Consider the following 18,090-nt stretch of genomic DNA (forward strand, 5'->3'; position numbering starts at 1 on the left):
GCACTCGGCAATGCCGAGTGCCGCACGGCGGGTCTGCAGAAATGACGAGCGGAGCGTGCTCCGCCCCAGGCCGGGCGCGTCCGGCGACAATGGACCCATGCCCCGCCGCGTCAGCCCGGACGACCTGCTGGTGCTGCTGGCGGTCGCCCGCTCCGGACACTTCTCCCGGGCGGGCGAGGTGCTCGGCCTGGCGCACACCACGGTCGCCCGCCGGATCGAGGCGCTGGAACGTGCCCTGGGCAGCAAGGTGCTGGTGCGGACTTCCGGCGGGTGGGAGCTCACCCCGCTCGGCCGTCGCGCACTGGCCGCCGCCGAGCGGCTCGACGCGGCCCTGGTCGACCTGGAGGCCGGCGAGCAGGCCGACCCGGAACTGCGTGACGTGGTGCGCGTCTCAGCTCCGGACGCGTTCTGCGCGTTGATCGCGGCCCCGGCCATGGCCCGGCTGCACCGGCGGATCCCGGGCGTCGCGGTCGAGATCGTCTCGGCCACCCGACGTGCCGCGATGCAGCGGTCCGGTCTGGACATCGAGGTGGTGGTCGGCGAGCCGCGGGTGCTGCGGGCCGAGGCGTCCCGGCTCAGCTCCTACACGCTGGGCCTCTACGGCTCCCGGCGCTACCTCGGCGAGCACGGCAGCCCGGCGTCGTTGGCCGCGGTGAGCGAGCACGGCCTGGTGTACTTCATCCCCTCGATGCTGCAGATCGACGACCTGGACGTCGGACGCCGGTTCGTCCCGGACATGCCCGAGGCGGTCACCTCGACCAACGTCTTCGCGCACGTCGAGGCGACCCGGGCCGGCGCGGGACTGGGGCTGCTGCCCACGTTCATGGCGGATCGGCACGACGACCTGGTGCGGGTGCTGCCCGGGATCATCGCGGTCCCGCTGGACTACTGGCTGGTGACCCGGGCCGAGGCGCTGCGCCGGCCGGCCGTCACCGAGGTGGTCGCCGCACTGCGCCGGGCCACGTCCGGGCCGGACAGTCTGCTGCGCGGGTGACCAGCCCGTCCAGGAGCACGAACGGCAACGGTCCCGATCCTGCTCGGATCGGGACCGTGACCTGCAACGACTGTGGGCGATACTGGGATCGAACCAGTGACCTCTTCGGTGTGAACGAAGCGCTCTCCCCCTGAGCTAATCGCCCGCTCGCGGTGGCAGGAACACGATACCCGATGCCGGAGGTGCTCCGAGCCACGCGTTCGGACCACGTCCGGCCGGTCCCGTCAGACGGTCGATGACAACGGGCTCACGCTGGGTCCGCGGTTCCCGCCGTTTCGTCCGATTGTGATTCGTACCGGTCGGCGACGGACGCCCCGGTCGGCGCAGCCCGGTCCGGTCGGTTCCGTCACGCTCCGCAGTCGGCGCAACGCCGACCAGTCCCGGCTCGGTCGATCCGCCCCGATTTGTCACCTGACTGGCCTAACCTGGCGGCGGGCGATAGACGCTATGACGGGCGAATCGTGGACCCGAGTGGGTGAACTCCTTCGGCGAACCGCTGGTCCAGACCGTTCAATGTCCATGGGTTGCAACATCACCTGCCGCTCCGACGACAGGCCAGGCATCGGGACCCGCAGCCAGCTGCGGCCGGACCGGCGCCGAACCACCGGCGACCCGCCACCCATCAGCACAGGATTGACCCCAGCAGAACGGAACGGTCATGACCCACCCGCAGCCGCGGCACTGCACCCTCGCTGTCCCGGTCCGAGCCACGCTCGCCTCGGACCCCGCCCAGCCCGCCGTGCGCGCCGAGTTCCGCTACCGGTCCTGGGACCCCTTCACCGTCCAGCTCGAACTCGCCCTGGACCAGAGCCCGTCCGTGTCCTGGGAGTTCGCCCGCGACCTGGTGCTGACCGGCATCGAGAGCCCCGTCGGCCTCGGTGACGTCCGCCTGTTCCCCGGTCTGGAGGGCGTGCACCTGGAGCTGTACGGACAGCGGTCGGCTGCCGTCCTCGTGCTGGACGCCGACGATGTGGACCACTTCGTCGTCGAGTCGTTGCGGATGGTGCCGGTCGGCGCCGAGTCCGACTTCCACCGACTGGACGACGAGATCGCCCTGCTGACCACGCTTCCGCTGCCGGACACCCGCGAGGCGGACGGCAGCCCGCGCTGATCGCCGGCGCACTGCGGACCGCCGATCCAGCCGCTCGCCGGCCGGTTTGGATCCGCAGCGCCCCGTCGGCTACAGTTGTCGAGCGCCGCACGGGGACCGGGGAACCGGATCCGGGCGGCGCGAGCAGTGAGAACCGAGCAGTGAACATGCGGACGTAGCGCAGTGGTAGCGCATCACCTTGCCAAGGTGAGGGTCGCGGGTTCGAATCCCGTCGTCCGCTCGACGAAGACCGTGTCGGGGGTTTCCTGCGGCTCGGGATTCATCTCGGTGGGATGGCCGAGAGGCGAGGCAACGGCCTGCAAAGCCGTGTACACGGGTTCGAATCCCGTTCCCACCTCCAGGGCCCATCAGTTGGGGCGATTAGCTCAGCGGGAGAGCGCTTCCCTGACACGGAAGAGGTCACTGGTTCAATCCCAGTATCGCCCACAGGATGTCGCAGCACCCGACCCCGATCCGGCGTTCCGGATCGGGGTCGAACTGTCTCCGGAGCTCCGGTCGGTCAGGTGCCCGACGCGAGCTGGTCGCGGTCACGGAGGATCTCGGCTCGACGGCTGGACACCAGCAGCGTCGCGTCGCGCAACAGCAGCGGTCCTGGGAGCCGATCAGCGACACCTGCCGCGCGCAGCAGAGTGCGCGCCCGGTCGGACACCGATCCTGAGACACCGAAGTGGGCCAGCAACTCCCGCGTCGACACTCCGGCCGACCATGCCCCGGCGGTCCGGTTGCCCGACGTGACCGCCCAGGCGACAGCGGCCGCGCCCCGCAGCGGATCGCTGCGGCGGCGGAACAGCGCGGGATCCCCCGCCACCGCCCGGGCGACCAGCCGGCGCATCGCGGTGCGGTGCTCGACGTCGAGCAGCTCGGCGGCACACGTGTCGCACGCGTCGATGATCGCCCGCACCTTCGGTTCGATGGCCGCGTCGACACCGTCCCAGTCGAACGCCTCGTCCGGGAGCGGCTCGTCGTCGAGATCCCGCAGGGCGTCGGGACCGCCGACCTCCTCGGCGAGGTACTCCAGCAGGAACTGGTCCGGGGTCAGGGACTGCACCCGTTCGGCTTCGGCGATGGCACGCGCAGCACCGAACAGCAACTGCCGGTGGGACCCGCTGATCAGCTCCAGGTACACCGGCTCGCACTCGTCGACCGCGCTCAGCGTCTCGGCGGTCAGCTCGGTCCCCACGCCGTTGCGGAGATGACAGGCGGTGATCCACGCCCGCAGCAGATCGGGCAGCACCCGCATCCGCGGCTCGTCCTCGAACACGGTTCGCGGCAACCAATCGGCCATCACCATCTCGACCGTCACCGCACTCCAGCGCCACGGATCGCCGGTGCCCACCTCCGTGGTGAACCGGAGGACCTGGTCGAACATGATGCGCTGGTCGGGCCCGTCGAGTTCGCGACCGTGCTCGGACGCGAAGAAGTCCGTCGCGATCTCAGCCCGATCCTGCCAGGACCACGTCCGGCGGGTCGGCGCACTGCCGCCGGCGGGCAGCATCCGGACCATCCACTCGACGAGCGGCCGCGCCGCCGGCCACGTCTCGGAGTCCAGCAGCGGGTCGGTGCGCACTCCCATGTCGATCGCCGACTCGACCGTGGCCCGGACGGTGGCCGGGTCGGTCCGGACGAGCACCTGGTCCGGGCCGTCCAGCAGTGAGCCGAGCCGGATGACCAGATCCTCCAGCGGTTCGTCCACGACGAAGGCGTCCTTGACCACCGATCCCAGGTTGTGGTCGACGTAGACCAGGACCGAGAGCGGGTGACCGGTCGGCAGGGTGGCTCCGAACAGGTAGTCGTCACCGTCGCCCAGCACGTGTGTCAGTGACCACACGTCGGGCTCCAGCCGCGCCTGGGAGAGTCCGGCCAACCAGGTCGGCAGTGGGTGCCGCCGCACGTTCAGCTCCTGGTGGATGTCGCCCGCCAGCCGCCCGTCGCCGATCAACACCTGCAGGACCGTCAACGCCGCGGTCGTCTCCGCGTAGCTCGTGCCGATGAAGGATCCGACCAGTTCGTCCAGGGCCGGTCGCGTCCGGAGATCCCCGCTCTGGTCGAGGTGTCGAGTGTCGGTGACGTCGAGCAACCCACTCACCGTGGCCAGCAGCGGGAGCGGAGACTCGGCCCGCAAGGCGCGTCGCAGACTCTGGAACAGCTCCAACTGCTGCGGGTCGTCGTCCGGACGGCGGGCAACGGGTGGATGCGGCCGGCGGACCGGCTGACGGCGGCCCCGGCCGTGACGGCGGTTCGACACGTCGGCCCCTCCTGGTCGGCGCGGGTCGGAGGACGCGCGCTCAGATCTTCTGGCGGGCGAGCACCTTGCGGTGCACCTGACGCTCGGCCACGAACGAGACGCCCGGGATGACGCCGGCCAGCAGCACCCAGAGGGTGCCGCCGAGGGACCAGCGGTCCTTGTATGCCAGGTCGAAGGCCAGCAGCACGTAGCCGACGTAGAGGACGCCGTGGATCGGCCCCCACACCGCGACCGTCCAGTCCTGGCCGAAGGCGTACTTGGCCACCATGGTCACGCACAGGATGATCAGGCCCCAGCCGACGATGAACGCCGCGACCCGGTACCGGCGCAGCGCGGCGAGCACCTTCGGTGGGACGGCGGTCCCGGCCCCCGTCGGGGTCGCGGCCCGCGGCTGCGGGCGCACGGCCGGACCGTCAGCGGTCCCGTCGGCCGACTGGGCGCTGTCCTTCGACACGGGCACGTCGCTGGTCCTCCTCGGCGAGCGCGGCGAGCGCCCGGTTGTAGGCGGTCATCTCGGGGTCGTCGTCCGGCGCGTCGTCGACGGCGGTGGCCGCCACGACGACGCCGCGGGAACGGTCGCGGGACTGCGGGCGATCGGACGCGACCGGCTGCTCGTCCGGGGTCGGTCCCTCGGTGGGCTCGGCCTCCGCCCGGTCCGGGGCCGACGACTCGGCCGGCGGGGCAGCCACCGCCCCGGCCGACCCATCGGCCGACCCATCGGCCGACCCATCGGCACCGTCCTGGTCGCCGGCGGGCTCGCCGAGCATCCCGGCCAGCGCCTCCGCGTCGGCCTCCTCGGCCTCGCGCTGCTTGATCTGTTCCAGCCGCAGGAACCGGACCCACATCCAGACGAACGCGGCCCCGAAGGCCGGCCAGAGGAAGGAATAGCCCAGGTTCTGCATCGTGCCGGTCAGGGCCTGCGACCGTTCCCACTGCCACCAGCCCAGGCGCAGCGACGTCACCACGGCCGCCAGCACCAGCAGGTGGCCGACCACCCAGCCGGGGGTCAGGAACCGTCGCAGCACGCGTCGACGGTAACACCGACGCCTCGGCCGACGGCGCCGTCGCAGGTCAGAGCAGCCCCGAGGTCCCGCCTGGGGTCAGCCGGTACGCAACCGGCGCAGGTGCTCGAGGACCGCACGGGTCCGCAGGCCGGTGACGTCGGAGAGGTCGTCGAGCTCATCGACGTCCCGGTGCAGCCCGGCGTCGGGCGGGAGCACCGCCGGCACCGCACCGGCCTCGCGGTGCCGGCGGAAGGAGTCGACACCGAACCGGGGGTGCAGCCGCTCAGGAGTGGTGCTGGCCAGCACGGCGGTGCCGGTGCCGTGCCGGTCGGCCAGCACGGTCAGCTCGCTCGCCTCGGCCTGCGACAACACGCGATCCACCTCGTCCGAAGCCGCCGACGGCAGATCGGCGGGGACCACCGCGACCCATCGGGCGCCGTGCGACAGGGCCGTCCGGACACCGGCGGTGATCGCCGTGTTGAGCTCGCGGGAGTCGTCCAGCACCAGCAGCACCACCGGGCGGTGGTCGCCCAGCGGCTCCCAGGACAGCTCGGCGATCTCCCGGCCCAGGTCGGCGACGTCTCGTTCGGACTCGGCCACCACGACCAGGCCGTCCACGCGTTCGGCCCCGAGCACCGCCGCGGCCGTGTCGACGGCCATCGCCCGGGCCAGCCGGGACCGCGCCCACGGGTCGATCCGCAACCGGCTCTTGCCCCGGAGCGTGTCCTTGATCGGGACGACCATCCACCAGCCGGCGCCGGCGGCCCGGTCGGGCCTGATCGCGATGTGCACCTGGACATTGTGCGCACCGGCCGGCGGCTGCCCGCATCGGGCCGGACCGCCGGGCCCGGGCTGTCGTGTGCGGGGGTCGCGCGGCGCGACGCTAGCCTTCCCGCCGTGACCGCGCCGGACCCGACCGCCGATCAGGCCGAGACGTCGTACGTCTCGGTCGACGTGCTGGCCCTGCGGTTCGACCACGACCGCCGGGCGGTGCAGCTGGGCATCGGGATCCGCGCGACGGCGCCCTTCGCGGGCCGCCCGGCGCTGCCCGGCGTGCTGCTGCGCCGGGGTGAGCGGCTGGGCGAGGCGGGCCGGCGGGCCCTGGGCAAGATCGGCGTCACCGACCCGACCCCGGCGATGGGCCAGTTGATCACCTTCGACGAGCCCAACCGTGACCCACGCGGGCCGACCCTGTCGGTGGCGCTGTGGGCGGTCGCGGACTCGACGGGGACGGCGGACTGGGTGCCGCTGGACACTCCCCCGGCCCTGGCGTTCGACCACGCCCGGATCGTGGCCGACTGCCGGGACCTGCTGGCCGGCATGCTGTGGCGCGACCTGCATTTCACCCGCGCGCTGACCGGTCCGGTGTTCGCCGCCGCCGACGCCCTGGACGTGCACGCCTCGCTGACCGGGCGTCCGGCCGACCGTGGCAACCTCAACCGGGTGCTGGCCGGGTTGCCCGGCCTGACCAAGGACGGCGTGCAGGTGGCCCGCGGCCGGGGCCGGCCGAGCGCGCTGTGGCGCTGGCAGGACGACGCCCCGGACGGGACCGCCTAACGACCGGCGAGGACCGCGCACGCCGCCCGATCGGCCCGGGTCGGCCCGGTCGCCGTGGCCACCACCGGCACCCCGAGCGCGGCGAGGTGACGCAGCACGTCGTCGGCCCCGTCCATCGTCACCAGCTCCGGCTCCGCCGCGGTCAGCTGCGCGGTGAGGCCGGCCTGGTGGTCCAGATCGCCGGACCGACCCACCGCCCAGTCGGTGACCCGGGTCCCGCCCACCCGGTGGGCGACCGCGACCCGGACCCGTCCTGCGGTCCCGACCACCGAGTCGAGGTGGGTGACGGCCAGCCCGTCGACCCGGCCGGCCACCCGCAGCGCGTACCGCAGCCCGACCAGGTCGAGATGACCGACCCGCCAGGCACCCTGGTACCGCCCGGTGTCGTTGTCGGGCTCGGGCAGGTGGTCCAGCAGGTCGCCGTCCTCGGTCGGCAGCGGGCCCGCGCCGTGCCGGGTGGCGTAGCCGCGCACCACCCCCACCACGGCGCCCGGCGCCAGGCCCGCCGCGGCCAGCACCGCCTGGCCGCTGTCCGGTGTGGTGGTGCTCCAGGTGGTGTGCGGATGGAACCCCCGCCACTGGTCGAGCAGCACACCCTGCGCCTGCTCGACCACGACCGGGCCGCGCCGGCCGACCCGGGCCAGGTGCCCCGGCTCGGCCACCCGCACCGCCTCGGCGAACGCCGAGGCCAGCTCGACCATCTCGTCGACGCCCGGGTGTCCGTGCTCGCTGCCGGCCAGCAGCGGTCGGTACACGGCGATGAGGTCCTCCAGCCGGCGCCGCAGCGTGCTGCGGTCCCGGCAGTCACCCACCCGCAGCGCCGGGCCGGTCACGTCGCCCGGCGCGTCGAGGTCCCCGACCCGCTGTCCGGCCTGCGCACCGGCCCGGGCCGCCAGGTCGTACCAGACGGTCTCGCCGACCCCGAGTCCGCACGAGCCGTGCGCCCGCCGGCCGCGCCGGTCCTCGCGGGTGCGGTTCGCCGCCACGTGCACCGGCGTGGTGACCAGCGCGTCGGGATGCACGGTGAGCATCCGCAACGGGTCGGACACCCCCAGTCCGGCCAGCGCCTCGGCCTCGGCGGCGAGTGCGATCGGTTCCACCGTGACACCCTCGGCCAGGTAGGTGGGCACCCCGGCGAACGTGCCGGACCCGAACTGGTGGAACGTGTGTCGCCGCCCCGGCCGCCCGTCGACGCCGGGCTCGCGCACCGTGTGCGCGGCCTGGGCGCCGCCGTTGCAGCGCACCACGGCCGCGACCGGTCGGGTGCTGCACAGCCAGTCGACCGTGGCCCCCTTGCCCTCGTCCCCGAACCCCAGCCCGGTGACGACGACGTTCGCCTGCTCCGGGAAGCGGGCGGCCGGACCGCCCGTCATCGCCCGCCCCGTCCGTGCATCGCCTGGAACCCGAACCCGCCCCAGGCCGACCGCAGCGCCCGCGGGCGCCGGAGCACCACCGCCGCGCCGGCCGGCGGCGCCACTCCGGCGCCGGCCAGTCCGTCGTCGAGACCGTCGACCGGTGCGCCGGCCTCGGTGGTGGCGATGGTGGCCGCGATGAGATCGCTGATGGCGGCCGGATCCTCGAGCCGCAGCAGCCGTTCCCCGAGCAGCGCCCGCCAGTGCCGGTCCACCTGCGGGTCGTCCCAGTAGGCGGTCATCCGCGGCAGCACGAAGAACGTGTGCCAGCGCTGCTGGACCTCGCGGTAGATCTCGCGGGTGTCCAGGTCACCGGGCAGCCGGTCGCCGATCACCCGACGCACGTGCTCGGCGCGCAGCCACGGCTTGTTCATCTCGTCGCCGACCAGGAACAGGTAGCCCTTGCGGCCGTGCCGTTCCCACGCGTCGGTGACGGTGTGCCGGGCGATGAAGTACGCGGCCAGCTCATACGACTCGGTCTTCTGCCCGCCCCCGCCGCCCTCCAGGAAGACGCTCCGCAGCTGCTCGTCCATCCGGTTGTCCGACTCGAACTGACCGACCTGCAGTGGCACCCGGTCGGTCTCGGCGTCGCCGATCGCCCCGAACAGGATCTGCGGGTCCGGGACGTGCGGCTGGTCGCGCAGCAGTCCGTGCAGGTCCGCCAGCCGCTGCTGGACCAGCCGCGGCACCCGGCCCATCGATCCGGTCACGTCGAAGAGCACCGCCACCGGGGTGCTGGCCGGGTGCTCGGCGCTGTCCCGGCTCTCCCGAGCATCCACCCGGAACGGGTCCAGCTCCGGCGCCGCCGCCCAGGTCGACCGCGGCCGGCGGCGCACGTCCGCGTCCCAGCCGAAGTCGTCCCGGCCGGCCGCCCGACGGAAGGTGGCCGCCGCGCGGAAGGTGTCGTCGTTCCATCGCCCGTAACCCATCTCGAGCTCCCCTCGTCGTCCGATGTTATTAGTCTATATGACTAGAACCGTGACGGCAAGCAGCACGCAGGGGTGATGAGGCGGAGCCCCGCGGCCGGTCGGGGCGGTCAGCCCGCGTCGCGGGCCAGGGCCAGGACTCGGGACGTCGCGCGCAGGTACTTCTTCCGGTAGCCGCTGCGCAGCAGCTCCTCGGTGAACAGCGCGTCCAGCGGGTCACCGGACGCGATCACCGGGATGGACCGGTCGTAGAGGCGGTCGATGAGCACCACCCAGCGCAGGCCCACCGACTGGTCGGTGATCGACCGCACCCCGAGCAGGTGGGCGCCCGTGACACCGTCGACCAGGCGCCCGTACCGGGACGGGTGCAGCGCGGCGAGCCGGACCGACAGATCGGCGAAGTCGTCGAGCGTGCCGGCCGGGTCGGCCGCGGCGCGGCGCCGCACCTCGTCGTCGGTCGACGGGGCCGGGGCGGCGGCCAGCCCGGCGTGCCGGTAGTCCGGCCCGTCCACCCGGATGGTGTCGAACCGCGCGGACAGCGCGTGGATCTCGCGGCGGAAGTCCTCGGCCGCGAACCGGCCCTCCCCCAGCTTGTCCGGCAGCGTGTTCGAGGTGGCGGCCAGGTGTACCCCGGCGTCGGCCAACGCGCCGAGCAACCGGGTCATCACCATGGTGTCGCCCGGGTCGTCCAGTTCGAACTCGTCGACGGCGAGCAGGGTGTGCCCGGAGAGCCGACGGACCGTCTCGGCGAACCCGAGCGCGCCGACCAGCTGGGTGTACTCGACGAAGGTGCCGTAGGCCTTGGGCCCCGGCACCTGGTGCCAGAGCGAGGCGAGCAGGTGGGTCTTGCCCACACCGAAACCGCCGTCGAGGTAGACGCCGCGACCCTCGGCCGGTGCCGCGGCCCGACGGAACAGCCCCTTGCGGGCCGGCTTCTGGGCACGGTCGCTGATGTGCTGGGCGAACGCGGCCAGCTCGTGCAGCGCCCGGGCCTGGGACGGTTCGTCGGGCGCCGGACGGTAGGTGCTGAAGCGCACGTCGGCGAACCGCGGCGGGGGCACCAGCGCGGCGACGAGCTCGTCCGGGCTCACCACCGGGTCGCGGTCGACGAGGCGCAGCACCGGGGCGGTCAGGTCGGTCACGAGGGCCGAGCCTAGAGAGCCGACGCGCCCGGACGGACCCGCCGACGCGGCCACCACCGCAGCGCACGGCGCGCTGGTGAGCAGCATCACGCGGCCCGGGCCGACCCCGACCGGCATCCGGCACGGTCCGGGATGATGACCGGGTGCTGCCACACGAGCGGGTACCACCGCCGCCGACCACGACGCCCACCGACGGATCGGTCGGCACCGGAACCGGCCACCACCCGCACCACCGGCGCCATGCACCCGACCCGGCGCGGGACCGACCCCGCTTCGACGACGACGGCCTGGCCCACTGGTACCGCTGGCCGGCCCGGGTGACCCAGCAGCCGGTGGTCCGGGCCACCATGATCGTCTCGCTCGACGGCATGGCCACGCTGGACGGCCGCTCCGGGGGGCTGGGCGGACCGGCCGACGAGCGCCGGTTCACGCTGCTGCGCGACCTGGCCGACGTGGTGCTGGTCGGATCGGGCACGGCACGGGCTGAGCACTACGGCGGCATCCGACTGAACGACACCCGGGCCCGCCGCCGGGCCCGGTGGGGGCTCGGCGTCATCCCGCCGCCGCTGGCCGTGGTCACCGGGCGCGGCCTGCCCGCGGACTCGCCGGTGTTCACCGACACGGTCACCCCGCCGATCATCGTGACCACCGACGCGGCCGCCGCGTCCGTGCCTGCGGACAGCGGTGCCCGGGTCCTGGTCGCCGGCACCGACCGGGTCGACCTGACCGCCGTCATCGTGGCGCTGGCCGGGCTCGGGCTGCACCGCATCTCCTGCGAGGGTGGGCCCGCACTGCTGGCCGGCCTGCTCGCCGCCGATCTGCTCGACGAGCTCTGCCTGACGGTGGCGCCGCTGCTGGCCGGCCCGGGCGGTGAGCGCCTGCTGCCCGCGGACGCCGTCCCGGCTCCGGGCAGCCGGCGGTGGCAGCTGCGGGACCGGCACGACGAGGACGACCTGCTGTTCCTGCGCTACCGGCGCGAGCACGGACCGGGAGCGGCCGAGTGACCTCCGCCCGGCCCCGCCGGACACCCGGAGCCCGGGCGGCGCTGACCGTGCTCTCCACGCTGGCCGTGCTCTCCGTGCTCTCCGTGCTGGCCGGCTGTACCGCCGGGCCGTCCGACCGACCGGCTCTGGCCACCTGGGGCGCGCCGACCGGCGGCACGGGCGGTTCCGGCACCGCCGCCCCGGGCACGGGGGTGGTACCGGCGCCGACCGTCCGCTGGCAGGAGTGCCCGGAGCGGGTCCCCGAGATCGACCCCGGCACCGGGCTGACCTTCCGGGTCGACTGCGCCCAGGTGCCGGTGGAACGGTCGAGCCTGGGCGGCAGTTCGATCGTCGCGCGGATGCAGCTGACCCGGGCCCGCACGGCCGAGCTGCCCGAGGACGCGGTCCCGCTCATCGTGCTGCCCGACGAGCCCGGCCGGCCGGCCGGCGACCAGGTGGCGACCGTCGCCGCGGGACTGACCGAGGACGTCCGCGGGCGGTACGCCGTGGTGGTGCCCGACCTGGTCGGCACCGGCCGGTCCGACGGCGTGGACTGCGTGGCCGACGAGTCGGTCGACACCCTCAGCACGCTGGCCGCCGACCCGACGTCCGGTGCGGGCGCCACCCGCCTCGACCGGCTGGCCCGGGACCTCACCTTCGACTGCAGTGAGATCGTCGGTGGCACCCTGTCCCTGGTCGACTCTGCGGCCGCGGCGGGTGATCTGGAGACCGTCCGGGTGGCCCTGGGCCTGCCCGAGCTGACCCTGCTCGGCCGCGGGTTCGGCGCAACGCTGGCCGGGCTGGTCATCGACCGGACCCCGGACCGGGTGACCGCGGCGGTGCTGGACGCACCGTTCGATCCGTCGGTCGGACCGACCGGCCGGGCCGCGGACCGGGCCCGGGCGGCGGAAGCCGCGTTCGACGACTTCGCCGCCGCCTGCACGACCGGCCCGGACTGCCCGCTCGGCCCGGATCCGCGCGGCCGCATCACCGAACTGGTCGCTGGGCTCGAGGAGACCGGTGGCGTCCGCGGCAGTGTCGGGTCGGTCACCGGCGGCACCGTGCTGCTCACGCTGTTGCTCTCACTGGGCGAGCCGGCCGGGTGGCCAGAGCTGGCCGCGGCCGTGGGCGCGCTGGCCGACGCCGTGTCGGCGGGGACCCCCACCCGGGCTCCGGCGGGCGTGGTGCGGTCGCTGCTGCAGGACCGGCTGGGCGGTGACGCGGCGGCCACCCTGATGACCGGCCGGCTGCTCTACGCCTGCAACGACACCGCGGACCGGCTGCCGGCCGCCCAGCTCGCGCCGGCCGCCCAGCAGATGCGCGCCGAGGCCCCGCTGTTCGGGGCGTTCAGCGTGGGACTCGTCGCGCTGTGCTCGACCTGGCCGGCGGCCGAGCGGGCCCTCACCGGATTCAGCGTCGCCGGCGCGGCACCGATCCTGGTGCTGGCCGCGGCCGACGATCCGGTCGCGCCGGCGGTGGGCGTCCAGGCCGTCGCCCGGCAGTTGCCCTCGTCGGTCCTGGTCACCTGGCGGTCGGCGCAGCACGGCAGTTACCCCGTATCGGGCTGCGTGAGCGCCGCGGTCGACGCCTACCTGACCGACGGACACCTGCCGCCCGACCGCACCGTCTGCCCGCCGTGATCCGTGCACCCGGGCCGAACCCCGGCGCCGCGCGTACGGTGGGCCGTATGACCAGCTCGAGCAAGATCGTCAAGACCGACGAGCAGTGGCGTCAGGAACTCGGTCCGCTCGAGTACGCGGTGCTCCGCGAGGGCGCCACCGAGCGGCCCTACACGGGCGAGTACACCGACACGAAGACCACCGGCGTCTACTCTTGCCGGGCCTGCGGCGCCGAGCTCTTCCGCTCGGACACGAAGTTCGCCTCGCACTGCGGCTGGCCGAGCTTCTACCAGCCGACGGCCGAGGACCACGTCATCCTCATCGAGGACCGGTCGCTGGGCATGGTCCGCACCGAGGTCCGGTGCGCGTCCTGCGACTCGCACCTGGGCCATGTGTTCGCCGGCGAGGGCTACCCCACTCCGACCGATCTGCGGTACTGCATCAACTCGGTCGCCCTGCGGCTGCAGACCACCGCCGACTGACCCACCGGCGCACGCCGCGCCGGACGGCGCTGTCACCCGGCCGTGGCCGCGCCACCCGTCCGATGGACTTCCCCGGCGTGGTTCGGAGCCGATGTCGCAGGCCGGTCGTACTGTCGCGCCATGGCGACCGCTTCATCAGTGGGGCCGGCGACCTTCCAACACGCCGTCTCCGGGCTGCGGCGCGCGGCCGTGCGGCACGAGGTGCACCTCGGGCCGCTGCCCGCACCGGCCCGGCTGGCCCCGTGGTCGCACGCCGTGTCCGCGACCGTCCGGCCGCCCGGCAGCGCGCCCGGCAGTGACGCCGAGATCGCGTCCGGTCGGCTGATCCTGCTGCACGACCCCAACGGTCACGACGCCTGGGCCGGCACGTTGCGCATCGTGGTGTTCGCGACCTGCGAGCTGGACGCGGAGATCGCGGCGGACCCGCTGCTGCCGGAGGTCGCGTGGAGCTGGCTGACCGATGCGCTGGCCGACGCGGACGCCGACCACCACGCCTTGGGGGGCACCGTGACCGCAACGGCCTCCACACGATTCGGTGACATTGCCGGACCGCAACGAGTCAACGATCTGGAAGTTCGCGCTTCGTGGACTCCGGACGGCCCCACCGGGGCGCATCTGCGCGCATTCGCGGCAATGTTGGCCACGGCAGCGGGTCTACCACCCGAAGGCGTCACCACCATCGGTCAAGCGGCTCCCTCGAACGCACGCTGATCCGTTACTCTTGGTCAGGCCGTGATCCGGTTTCCGTGACGGGAACGAACTCACGGTCACCGACGAGCCGCCGCCGCACCGCACCCCGATCGGCGTCCCCTCGCGAACCAGACACACCGTGACGCGACGGGCCGGACGACCGTCCACCGCGCCACGATCACGACCGCATCCACACGGTCCGGTGCGCCGGATCCCAGGAGGAGGACGCTCGATGACGACTCCGTCGTCCGGTCTCGACCCCTTCGTCGAGTCTGCCGGGCGGTACGACACCGCCGACCGTTCGTCGGTGGTCACGGCACTGGGCGGCGCGCTGCCCAGCGGACTGCTGCCGGCGCCTCGCCAGCCGCTCGACGGCCCGACCGGCGCCTCACCGCTGGCCGGTGCCCGCGTGCTGCTCGTCGACCCCGACCGGGCCACCCGTGAGTCGCTGCGGACCTCGCTGTCCGAGATCGGCGTGGGTCGGGTCACCGAGCTGACCACCGTCGAGGAGGTCGAGCACGTCGGCGAGCACGTGCCCGGCGGCGGCGACCTGGCCCTGGTCAGCCTGCTGTTCTCCACCGACACCGCCCGGATGGTCGCGCTGCTGCGCGCGGCCGGGTGGACCCGCGTGCTGGCGCTGGCCCCCACGGCCGACATCGGCCCGGTGATCGACGCGGTGGGCGCCGGGGTGACCGGCGTGCTCATCGGCCGTCGGGCCAATCCGGCGGCCGCGTCGATCCCCAGTTCGATCCACGACCTGTCCAGCCGGGAGATCGAGGTCATCCGGCTGGTGGCCGACGGGCGCTCGAACAAGTGGATCGGCGACAAACTGTCGTTGTCGGCGCTGACCGTCAAGAGCCACCTCGCCCGCATCGGCCGCAAGCTCGGCACCGGCGACCGCGCCCACATGGTCGCCCTGGCCATGCGCGCCGGAGTGATCTCCTGACCCAGTCGGCCGAGGCGTCCGGCGTCCCGATCCCGGACGCCGACGACCAGGCCCGACCCGAAGCACCCGTCGCCGTCCCGTTGCTCGCCCCACGCGACGGGGACGTCACCCCCGTGGTCGACCCGGTCGAGCTGCACGCCTGGCGGGACCGCCTGGCCGGCGGCACCGACCCGGTCGCGCTGGATGCGGAACGGGCCTCGGGCTACCGGTACACCGCCCGGGCGTACCTGGTCCAACTGCGGCGCCCCGACGTCGGCACCGCGCTGTTCGATCCGATCCCGCTGGGCGACCTGTCCATCCTGGACGACGTGCTGGCCGGGAGCGAGTGGGTGCTGCACGCGGCCAACCAGGACCTGGCCTGCCTGGCCGAGCTGGGGCTGCGGCCGCGGACCCTGTTCGACACCGAGCTCGCCGGCCGGCTGGCCGGGTTGCCCCGGGTCGGACTCGGACCGTTGGTCGAGCGGATGCTCGGACTGCAGCTGAGCAAGGGGCACGGCGCCGCCGACTGGTCGACGCGACCGCTGCCGCAGGAGTGGCTGACCTACGCGGCCCTGGACGTCGAGGTGCTCGTCGAGCTGCGCGACGCGATGGCCGAGCTGCTGCAGGCGCAGGGCAAGTTGGAGTGGGCCCGGCAGGAGTTCGCGGCCATCGTCGCCGCCGAGCCGCCGGCGCCCCGGGTCGACCCGTGGCGCCGCACCTCGGGCATCCACAAGGTCCGGGACCGGCGCACGCTGGCCATCATCCGCGAGCTCTGGCGGGCCCGGGACGACCTGGCCCGGCGCCGCGACCTGGCGCCGCACCGGGTCCTGCCGGACAGCGCCATCGTCGCCGCCGCGTCCGCCGCCCCCGCCACCGAGGCGGAACTGGTCGGCCTGCCGGTGTTCGCCGGCCGCATGCAGCGACGGTCGGCTCCCTACTGGCTGGGCGCCATCACCGCCGGCCGCACCGCGCCGGCGTCCGAGCTGCCCGATGTGCGCGCGGCCGGTGACGGACCGCCGGCCCCGGCCAAGTGGTCGGCCAAGGACCCGGCGGCTGCGGCCCGGCTGACCGCCGCCCGGGCGGCGATGACCGAACTGTCCGAGCGGGTGCAGGTCCCGGTCGAGAACCTGCTGGCGCCCGACCTGCTGCGTCGGGTGCTGTGGCAGCCGCCGGCGGACAGCGGCGTGGCCGCGGTCGCGGCGGCACTGGCCGAGCGCGGCGCCCGACCGTGGCAGGTGGAGCTCACCGCGCCGGTGGTGCACGCCGCCCTGGCCGCCCGGTCCTGAGTCGATCCCACTCGCCGTCCACCGGTGGCCCTGGCCGGACTGGTTACTGGCCAGTAGCCCACTGGTAGCCTGACCGCGCCGTCCTGATCCCGTGCGTCGCTCCACCAGGGACGTCCGGCTCAGCCACCGGAGGTCCGCCGACTCGTCACTCCGGGCAGGGCTGCCCGGGGGAAGGCAGCCATGACACCTCCGTCCGCTCCTGCCGCCGCCACGGATGACACCGTCGCACCGCCTCCCGTTCCGGCCCGGACCCTGCACGACGTCGTCTTCGTCGAGGGCGTCCGTACGCCGTTCGGACGGGCCACCGAGCGGGGCCACTACGCCGGCACCCGGGCCGACGACCTGGTCGTCAAGGTGATCCGCGAGCTGCTGCGCCGACACCCCGAGCTGCCGCCGGCCCGGGTCGACGAGGTGGCCATCGCCGCTGCCACCCAGACCGGTGACCAGGGTCTGACCATCGGCCGGACCGCGGCGCTGCTGGCCGGGTTGCCCCGGTCGGTGCCCGGGTTCGCCATCGACCGGATGTGCGCCGGGGCGATGACCGCGGTCACCACGGTCGCCTCAGGCATCGCGGTCGGCGCCTACGACGTGGCCATCGCCGGCGGCGTCGAGCACATGGGTCACCACCCGATGGGGCAGGGCGCCGATCCGAACCCGCGGTTCGTGGCCGACCGGCTGGTCGACCCGGCTGCCCTGGTCATGGGCGCGACGGCAGAGAACCTGCACGACGCCGACCCGAGCCTGACCCGGGAGCGGGCCGACGCGTTCGCCGCGGCCAGCCAGGCCAAGTACGCCGACGCGCTGGCCGCGGGCAGGATCACGGCCGACCTGGTGCCGGTGGCCACCCGGACCGACCACGGCTGGGGACTGGCCACCACCGACGAGCCGGCCCGGCCGGGCACGACGGTGGAGGCGCTGGCCGGGCTGCGCACCCCGTTCCGTCCGCACGGACGGGTCACCGCCGGCAACGCCTCCGGGCTGACCGACGGCGCCACCGGCTGCCTCCTGGTCGCGGCCGACGTCGCGGCCGAGCTCGGTCTGCCGATGCGGATGCGGATGGTCGGCTTCGCGTTCGCCGGGGTGGCCCCCGAGGTGATGGGCACCGGCCCCATCCCGGCCACCGAGAAGGCTTTCGCCCGCACAGGTCTCACCATGGACGACATCGGCGCCATCGAGATCAACGAGGCCTTCGCGGTGCAGGTGCTGGCCTTCACGCAGCACTTCGGGCTGGCCGACGACGATCCGCGGGTCAACCCCTACGGCGGGGCGATCGCGGTCGGCCACCCGCTGGCCTCGTCCGGCGTGCGGCTGATGACCCAGTTGGCCCGGCAGTTCGAGGAGCGTCCGGACATCCGGTACGGGCTGACCACCATGTGCGTGGGCCTGGGCATGGGTGGCACCGTCATCTGGGAGAACCCGCACTGGACCGGCGCCTGAAGCAACCCGACCGGGACGGACATCCGGAGGGGCCTCGGGCCGGGTGTCACCTCGACACCCGGTGCGGCGTCAGGAGGGCATGGCACGACTGCTGTTCCATCTGCAGCACGTGGCGCCGTTCCCGGCGGTGGACCAGATCGGCATGGTGGTCTCCCTCGGCGGCACGGTCCTGCTGGCCACCGGCCTGCTGTGGCCGGACCCACACCGCAGAGCCGTCACATCCTCCCCCGACGCGCCGTCATCGGATCGGCGCGGACGACGCGACCCGCACGACTGA

General features: G+C 74.0%; 18 protein-coding genes and 4 tRNA genes. 14 read left to right on the forward strand and 8 right to left on the reverse strand.

What is annotated here, in order from left to right; all coding sequences use genetic code 11:
- The first annotated feature begins 97 nt into the window (after positions 1 to 97).
- Complete coding sequence (locus tag JL106_RS07155; RefSeq protein ID WP_205259982.1) at positions 98 to 994, forward strand: LysR family transcriptional regulator; 897 nt, start codon at positions 98 to 100, stop codon at positions 992 to 994.
- Between the two features lie 73 nt (positions 995 to 1,067).
- Here the strand turns inward: JL106_RS07155 and JL106_RS07160 are convergent.
- Positions 1,068 to 1,139 (reverse strand) — tRNA-Val (locus JL106_RS07160).
- Between the two features lie 513 nt (positions 1,140 to 1,652).
- On the opposite strand from JL106_RS07160, the gene JL106_RS07165 reads away from it, so the two are divergent.
- From JL106_RS07165 to JL106_RS07180, 4 genes are all read left to right on the forward strand, one after another.
- Entirely contained in the window at positions 1,653 to 2,105 is a 453-nt protein-coding gene (locus JL106_RS07165) for an SsgA family sporulation/cell division regulator (RefSeq protein WP_205259983.1), read from the forward strand.
- 148 nt (positions 2,106 to 2,253) lie between these two features.
- A tRNA-Gly gene (locus JL106_RS07170) sits at positions 2,254 to 2,325 on the forward strand.
- A 46-nt stretch (positions 2,326 to 2,371) separates the two neighbouring features.
- A tRNA-Cys gene (locus tag JL106_RS07175) sits at positions 2,372 to 2,445 on the forward strand.
- A gap of 14 nt (positions 2,446 to 2,459) precedes the next feature.
- Positions 2,460 to 2,531, forward strand: a tRNA-Val gene (locus tag JL106_RS07180).
- 73 nt (positions 2,532 to 2,604) lie between these two features.
- On the opposite strand, the gene JL106_RS07185 is transcribed toward JL106_RS07180, so the two are convergent.
- The 4 genes from JL106_RS07185 to cofC all read right to left on the reverse strand — a co-directional run bounded on the left by JL106_RS07185 (position 2,605) and on the right by cofC (position 6,146).
- Positions 2,605 to 4,350: a hypothetical protein gene (locus tag JL106_RS07185; protein WP_205259984.1), complete on the reverse strand. Its 1,746-nt coding sequence runs from the start codon at positions 4,348 to 4,350 to the stop codon at positions 2,605 to 2,607.
- A 40-nt stretch (positions 4,351 to 4,390) separates the two neighbouring features.
- Positions 4,391 to 4,810 carry a DUF3817 domain-containing protein gene (locus JL106_RS20805; protein ID WP_205259985.1) on the reverse strand — a complete coding sequence of 140 codons (420 nt, stop codon included), beginning with the start codon at positions 4,808 to 4,810 and terminating at the stop codon, positions 4,391 to 4,393.
- A complete protein-coding gene (locus tag JL106_RS07195) occupies positions 4,764 to 5,375 on the reverse strand; it encodes a hypothetical protein (protein WP_205259986.1) in 612 nt (203 codons plus the stop codon). The genes JL106_RS20805 and JL106_RS07195 overlap by 47 nt, the downstream gene beginning before the upstream one ends.
- Positions 5,376 to 5,450: 75 nt before the next feature.
- Positions 5,451 to 6,146 carry a 2-phospho-L-lactate guanylyltransferase gene (gene cofC / locus JL106_RS07200; protein ID WP_205259987.1) on the reverse strand — a complete coding sequence of 232 codons (696 nt, stop codon included), beginning with the start codon at positions 6,144 to 6,146 and terminating at the stop codon, positions 5,451 to 5,453.
- Between the two features lie 105 nt (positions 6,147 to 6,251).
- On the opposite strand from cofC, the gene JL106_RS07205 reads away from it, so the two are divergent.
- Positions 6,252 to 6,911 carry an NUDIX hydrolase gene (locus JL106_RS07205; protein WP_205259988.1) on the forward strand — a complete coding sequence of 220 codons (660 nt, stop codon included), beginning with the start codon at positions 6,252 to 6,254 and terminating at the stop codon, positions 6,909 to 6,911.
- Here the strand turns inward: JL106_RS07205 and JL106_RS07210 are convergent.
- The 3 genes from JL106_RS07210 to zapE form a co-directional block, all read right to left on the reverse strand.
- Positions 6,908 to 8,284 (reverse strand): adenylosuccinate synthetase, encoded by a 1,377-nt coding sequence (locus JL106_RS07210; RefSeq protein ID WP_205259989.1) that lies wholly within the window; start codon positions 8,282 to 8,284, stop codon positions 6,908 to 6,910. The two genes, JL106_RS07205 and JL106_RS07210, sit on opposite strands and share 4 nt — an antisense overlap.
- On the reverse strand, positions 8,281 to 9,252 hold the full coding sequence (locus JL106_RS07215; protein ID WP_205259990.1) for a hypothetical protein: 972 nt from the start codon (positions 9,250 to 9,252) through the stop codon (positions 8,281 to 8,283). The genes JL106_RS07210 and JL106_RS07215 overlap by 4 nt, the downstream gene beginning before the upstream one ends.
- A gap of 107 nt (positions 9,253 to 9,359) precedes the next feature.
- Positions 9,360 to 10,382: a cell division protein ZapE gene (zapE, locus tag JL106_RS07220; RefSeq protein ID WP_236007065.1), complete on the reverse strand. Its 1,023-nt coding sequence runs from the start codon at positions 10,380 to 10,382 to the stop codon at positions 9,360 to 9,362.
- A gap of 152 nt (positions 10,383 to 10,534) precedes the next feature.
- Here zapE and JL106_RS07225 point away from each other — a divergent pair, with 152 nt between their 5' ends.
- From JL106_RS07225 to JL106_RS07260, 8 genes are all read left to right on the forward strand, one after another.
- Positions 10,535 to 11,395: a pyrimidine reductase family protein gene (locus JL106_RS07225; protein ID WP_205259991.1), complete on the forward strand. Its 861-nt coding sequence runs from the start codon at positions 10,535 to 10,537 to the stop codon at positions 11,393 to 11,395.
- Positions 11,392 to 13,014, forward strand: coding sequence for an alpha/beta fold hydrolase (locus tag JL106_RS07230; protein ID WP_205259992.1), 1,623 nt, complete (start codon positions 11,392 to 11,394; stop codon positions 13,012 to 13,014). The genes JL106_RS07225 and JL106_RS07230 overlap by 4 nt, the downstream gene beginning before the upstream one ends.
- Before the next feature lie 47 nt (positions 13,015 to 13,061).
- The gene (gene msrB, locus JL106_RS07235) at positions 13,062 to 13,475 is read left to right on the forward strand and encodes a peptide-methionine (R)-S-oxide reductase MsrB (RefSeq protein ID WP_205259993.1); all 414 of its coding nucleotides are present in this window, start codon (positions 13,062 to 13,064) and stop codon (positions 13,473 to 13,475) included.
- 120 nt (positions 13,476 to 13,595) lie between these two features.
- The gene (locus tag JL106_RS07240) at positions 13,596 to 14,186 is read left to right on the forward strand and encodes a DUF3000 domain-containing protein (protein WP_205259994.1); all 591 of its coding nucleotides are present in this window, start codon (positions 13,596 to 13,598) and stop codon (positions 14,184 to 14,186) included.
- A 211-nt stretch (positions 14,187 to 14,397) separates the two neighbouring features.
- Positions 14,398 to 15,111, forward strand: a complete 714-nt coding sequence (locus tag JL106_RS07245; RefSeq protein WP_205259995.1) for a response regulator transcription factor — start codon at positions 14,398 to 14,400, stop codon at positions 15,109 to 15,111.
- A 29-nt stretch (positions 15,112 to 15,140) separates the two neighbouring features.
- Entirely contained in the window at positions 15,141 to 16,376 is a 1,236-nt protein-coding gene (locus tag JL106_RS07250) for an HRDC domain-containing protein (RefSeq protein WP_205260088.1), read from the forward strand.
- 180 nt (positions 16,377 to 16,556) lie between these two features.
- Positions 16,557 to 17,813 carry a thiolase family protein gene (locus JL106_RS07255; RefSeq protein WP_205259996.1) on the forward strand — a complete coding sequence of 419 codons (1,257 nt, stop codon included), beginning with the start codon at positions 16,557 to 16,559 and terminating at the stop codon, positions 17,811 to 17,813.
- A gap of 79 nt (positions 17,814 to 17,892) precedes the next feature.
- A complete protein-coding gene (locus tag JL106_RS07260) occupies positions 17,893 to 18,090 on the forward strand; it encodes a hypothetical protein (RefSeq protein ID WP_205259997.1) in 198 nt (65 codons plus the stop codon).

The organism is Nakamurella leprariae, assembly GCF_016918035.1.
In the GTDB taxonomy this organism is placed as follows: domain Bacteria; phylum Actinomycetota; class Actinomycetes; order Mycobacteriales; family Nakamurellaceae; genus Nakamurella; species Nakamurella leprariae.